Below are 4,069 nucleotides of genomic sequence, written 5' to 3'. Positions count from 1 at the left end.
GTCTACGCTCCCACATTCCTTCATTCAACCTGTCCATGAGGTGGAGGTCAGATATGCTGCCCGACAGGATCTTCGTCCGTATGTTAGTTCCGTTCCTACTCATCCGTGCTTCTTGTTATCTCACATTAGTTTAGGTCATCATTTCAACACAAAGGTCGGTTTTTGCGTCCTTAACGTCATTCTTTGTAGGCGAAATTGTCGTCGAGTTCTTTGGTTTTCTTCACGTGGAGTGGATTYACCACTCCGTATTTCACTTGTTTTTCTCGAAGGATATGAGCAAGGTTCAGCCAGTATTGACCGGTAGTCTCCATGCCTACTATGACGTCCTTAAACCCTTGCTCCGTTAAAATCTTTTGGAACCAACAAACGAATATTTCAAAACCTTCTCGATTATTTTCAAATGTGATGGGCTTCCCGTGCTCGACTCCGCGGTAGTCTTGTGCTCGAGCCACATGTTTGAATTTAGCGATGTCTACACCGACAACTAAAGTTGAAGAAGTGATTTGATCAATTCGTTCATTTTGAGTAGAATGCATCTTGTAGTCTCCTTGGTTTGTTATTGGATCCGTTCGCTCGCCAGCTCTGGGACCCACTAACATCATACCAAGGAGTCTTTTTTGTTTCTCAAATCTCGTATTTCTCCATAACTAGGAATGCTGCCCGATAGCTTAATAAAAATGGAGCAGCTGCGGATCGCAATCTGCTCCATGGTACATTGTACTAAAGTTCCTCATTAGCGTAACGAAAAGCTGTCACGCGACAGCCCTCTCGGTGTTCAACTATAGTGCCCCATTCAATCACCAGGTTTAAGGCTCGATGTAAAAGAATGTCCATATCCTAGTCCCGATGGTGGATATGCGCTTCTAAGTTATTTTCAAGACTGCCAATTTCCATGCGCCCAAAACTATTGTTATGACAAATGCACCAGATTTGTACTGATTTGTATAGTGCAACGGGTAGATCAATAAGTTTCCGTAATATGGTAGATTTAAGATAAATCAAAGATAGGAGTGAAGATTGATGAAACGACGGTTTATGCTTTTAGTTTGTGCCTTTCTGTTGCTGTCGCTGCTTGTACCCTTTCAGGCAGCAGCCGCTGAGGCCGGTTCCGCGGTGGCAGCAGAGAGTTTGAATTCGGGTGCAACGATGGTTACAGGAGGACCGGGTCATTCTCTCGCTCTTAATAAGGATGGAACGGTATGGGCGTGGGGAAGCAATGAATATGGCATCGATGGAAGTACGACAGACCATCATTATATTCCGGTTCAAGTGCAGGGTCTCGATTCGGTGGCCGACATCGCGGCGGGTTATTCGCATAGTTTGGCACTCAAAAGCGACGGAACCGTCTGGGCGTGGGGATGGAATTGGAGTGGCGGAATGGCCAGTACTTCCCCCGTTCAGGTAAACAATCTTAACTCCGTGGAAGCTATTGCTTCAGGGCATTATCATAATTTGGCGGTAAAAAGCGATGGAACCGTATGGGCGTGGGGGTGGAATATCCACGGTCAACTGGGCGATGGAAGCAGGACAGACCGTGATACTCCTGTTCAAGTACAGGGCCTCGGTTCGGTGGTCGACGTTGCTGCGGGTCATCTCCATAGTGTGGCGCTTAAAAGCGACGGAACCGTCTGGGCGTGGGGAAGCAATGAATTAGGCCAAAACGGGGTGCCCGGTGGCTTGATCATTTACGATGGACCCTACACAACCCCCTACCGTGATACTCCTGTTCAAGTACAGGGTCTCGATTCGGTGGTAGCCATCGCGGCGGGTTATTCGCATAGTTTGGCACTCAAAAGCGACGGAACCGTCTGGGCGTGGGGATATAATTCTTCTGGTCAACTTGGCGATGCAAGCACAACAACGCGTTATACTCCCGTTCAAGTAACCAATCTCGGTTCGGTGTCCGCCATCGCTTCGGGTGATTCGCATACTTTGGCGATGCAAAGCGATGGAACCGTCTGGTCATGGGGCCATAATTATTCCGGTCAACTGGGCGATGGAAGCACGACCAGCAGTTCTTCCCCCGTTCAAGTATCCGAGCTCGATTCGGTGTCCTCCATCTCGACGAATGATGGTTCGCATAGTTTGGCAGTGAAAAGCGACGGAACCGTTTGGGCGTGGGGCGATAATTATTCTGGTCAACTCGGTGATGGAACCACGATAAACCGTTATTCTCCCGTACAAGTTGCGAATACTGATGCGCCACAGTGGCCTGAGTACGACGTGCTGACGGTTACCGATGTGACCTACAACAGCGTACAGCTGAATTGGCAGCATGCCACGGATGATACAGGTGTAGAAAAGTACTTGGTGTACCAAGACAACACGCTGCTGGCCACCCTTGACGGGGAAGTGCACAGCTATGAAGTGAATGGGTTGTCTTCTAATTCGTCCTACCTCTTATCACTGGTCGCCGTCGATGCCGATGGCAACCAAAGCGTGACACAAGAAGAGACGGTCACTACTGCTGCAAACCATCCGGTACCAGAAGCAGAAACGCTGCTTTACCGGTTTAACGGTACCATTCTCGACTTTGACCAAAGCCGTATCATTTGGAAAGAGACCGGCGATAAAGCGCTCTGGATGTATAACCGTGCTGATAAAAGCCAAGTAAAAGTTTACGATGCGAACGGGTCCAAGTATACCTTAAGTACAGCAAAGTTATCCGCTGACGGCGTTGTGTATTCCATATCCGGTGTTGGGACTCGTTATTGGAAGGACGGAGCGGTTCAAAATAGTTGGGACAATGCGAGCCCATACGAAGTAAAAGGGAATTTTACGGTATTTAGCCACAATATTGTGAATGTAAAGACGAGAGAGTCTCGTTACCTTCTTAATTCGAGTTTTAATAATAGGAACTCATTTGATCTGTCGGCTGACGGAACGGTAATTTATGAGTTTCATACCGGTATTCGCCGCCACCTCCCCGACGATACGTTCACGACGTTTTATCCGCCCTCACCCGAATACCCGAATAAATATAACGGGCCTTTGACGGACGGAAAAAACATACTCTACAATGCATACACGGAGTATGAAGGTTATTCTAAGTGGTCTCTCCAAGTTCGCAGCGCCGATGGCCAGGTTACCAAGATAGCCTATAACCCAATTGATAATGCGGATTATTATTTGACCGACCCGAGAACATCGTACCAGATCAATAATGGATGGATTGCTTATAAGGAATACAACAAGGAAATAGAGCGCTGGACTTTGAAAGTCCGGTCGCCGGAAGGCGAGTCAAAACAAGTTTATGCGGCCCCTAAATGGTGGCAGTTGACCGGCGTTCCGCTCTCCATCAAGCAATTGGGACCCGACGGCACGGTAGCGTACACGTTTAAAGATACAACTTACCTTTATTCCGCACAAGAGGGCAGACTCTTGTATTCTTTCAGCGGTCCGGGGGAGTTGCACTACCGGGATGGCGTATGGAACCGGATTGACGGCGGATCATTGTATCAGGTTGATCCGAACCAACTCCAGCTTTCCGATTCCAAATCTTATCAAGCCGGCGGATCAAATTATGAGTATTCGTTATATTACGGGTACATTTCGTCCTCAGGACAAGAGTTGAGCGGATCTTGGAGCCCTCCTGAAGGTTTCCATGGAGTCGTTAAGGTCTCCATGGTATCCCCTGAAGGAGAAGATTATGACCTTAGTCTGGAGAACGTAGGCGAGGGTAACCGATTGCCGGAAGATACGACGGAACTCCCAGATGGTACCGAGTACAGTGCTACTGAGGTACCCGTAGGTTACACTGCGGAGTGGAGGATTAAGGGACATACGGACAAAGATTATAGTCCGGATAAGAAAGTTTTCGTCTATGTGAATATCAAATATGACAATCACTGAAGATATTGCTATGTTTGCCGAAACTTAATGGCCGGCCGCGGATCGCCCCGCGGTCTATTGTAAAGCGAAATCCCCGCTGACTTCGGCTGCGGGGATTTTTGCATTAGCTTAACGGTATGGCATCAATTACTACTATTATAGGTTTTCTTCTTAGCTCCTCAATTTCTTCGTAATCATAAGCCTCTAAATAATATACAAGTTTATCATTAGGCTGGAC

Annotated in this window: 1 protein-coding gene and 1 pseudogene; one reads left to right on the top strand and one right to left on the bottom strand. The window is 47.7% G+C overall.

The window, feature by feature from the left end; translation table 11 throughout:
- Window positions 1-160: 160 nt before the first annotated feature.
- Window positions 161-536: pseudogene (locus tag AB4Z33_RS30365) on the bottom strand (IS110 family transposase); the annotation flags it as partial.
- Between the two features lie 484 nt (window positions 537-1,020).
- On the opposite strand from AB4Z33_RS30365, the gene AB4Z33_RS30360 reads away from it, so the two are divergent.
- Window positions 1,021-3,852: an RCC1 domain-containing protein gene (locus AB4Z33_RS30360; protein WP_442053473.1), complete on the top strand. Its 2,832-nt coding sequence runs from the start codon at window positions 1,021-1,023 to the stop codon at window positions 3,850-3,852.
- Window positions 3,853-4,069: the final 217 nt, after the last annotated feature.

The organism is Paenibacillus sp. 2TAB19, from assembly GCF_052115185.1.
GTDB lineage: Bacteria > Bacillota > Bacilli > Paenibacillales > Paenibacillaceae > Pristimantibacillus.
The sequence above is the reverse complement of the archived record's forward strand: the minus strand, read 5'-3'. Positions and strand labels throughout refer to the sequence as shown.

Bases quoted from the DNA above. Each gene is read 5' to 3' on its own strand.
- AB4Z33_RS30360 (WP_442053473.1), top strand. From the start codon at position 1,021: ATGAAACGACGGTTTATGCTTTTAGTTTGTGCCTTTCTGTTGCTGTCG.